Origin of the sequence: Bacillus manliponensis (assembly GCF_000712595.1) — a bacterium.
Taxonomy (GTDB): domain Bacteria; phylum Bacillota; class Bacilli; order Bacillales; family Bacillaceae_G; genus Bacillus_A; species Bacillus_A manliponensis.
Genome location: NZ_JOTN01000065.1, coordinates 1 through 1,263, shown reverse-complemented (window position 1 = coordinate 1,263; position 1,263 = coordinate 1). Strand labels below are relative to the sequence as shown.

Sequence of the window (1,263 nt, the reverse complement as noted above, 5' to 3'; positions counted from 1 at the left end):
TCACTTATTTTCTTAGATGATGCAACAAGCTGTTTTAATGGTTTAATAATTGAATTGATAATGAAATAAATTAACACACCACCAATTAATAACGACACAATAATAACCATTACTGTGTTATTAAAAATCGGTTGAGCCGCTTCATCAATTTCTTCAGAAAACATTGTTCCAGCTAATTTCCATCCTGTTATTTCATTTGTTTGGAAAATCGTATGTCTATCGCTTCCTTCAAAATCATATGAGATTTGACCTGATTCTTTTTCGAACAATCGCTCTATAATTTCACCACTAGACTTTTCAGCAGCTTTTAAAGTTGGGTGCACGATGACATTTTTATTAGCATCAAAAATAGCTACATAACCTTTTTCCCCGATATTAACCATTTTCGTCGTTTCAACAATGCTATTAAGCGAAAGATCGATTCCAATCACGCCGCTACCATCATCATTTTCTCTTGCAATTGTTACAACAATATTTCCTGTTGTTTTTGACTCGTAAGGTGGTGTAATAACTATTTTATTTTTATTTTTAGCAGCTTCTTGATACCACGGACGTTCAGCCGGATTATAACCTTCTGGCATCTGTACTTGTGGAGATTGAATAAAAATCCCATCCGCAGTACCTGTGTAAATTGCTTCAACCTCCGGGTGCATATCTCTATACTTATCTAACTCAATATGAATACTATCTATTGCTCCTTCTTGATAACTCCCTTGATGAAAAGTTTTCGTAAAATACTCTGCATCAATTTCCTTCGCCTTTAATTCCTTTGAAATAAAGTTATTTAAAATCTTTACATTCCCATCTGCAGCTTTCATCATTGATTTCTGAAAATTATCTTCTGCTGTTTGATAAGACATCCAACCAATCGCAATACTCGGGAGAATCAATATTAAAATAAATGATTCTATTAACTTTTTCTTTATTCCTCTCTTACGAAAGACTTCTAATACATTTAACATACAAAACTTCCTTTCCACATTATTCAAACTAAATGTCTTTCCACGTTAAAAGACAATCAGACTATATAAAATAAATTATATCTAATTAATTTTATATATAGATTCAAAGTTGTTCAACACCTAAAAATACAATATTTTTGTCAAAACTATAATATTTCTATAAAAACTCCATTCAGTATGACAAATTGGGCTCCTATAAAAAACTCGTCACCTCGTGATAAGAGAGCATATCAATCGTATATGCTCTCTTTCCTCATCATCCTCTATATCTTAAACTTCCCTATCATTTCTTGTAATTCTT

At 31.7% G+C, this 1,263-nt stretch carries 1 protein-coding gene; it reads right to left on the bottom strand.

Features of this window, described 5'->3' with window-relative positions:
- Positions 1 to 962: cache domain-containing protein (locus BAMA_RS23205; RefSeq protein ID WP_200874723.1), on the bottom strand; the 962-nt coding region annotated here is incomplete at its 3' end.
- Between the last annotated feature and the right edge of the window lie 301 nt (positions 963 to 1,263).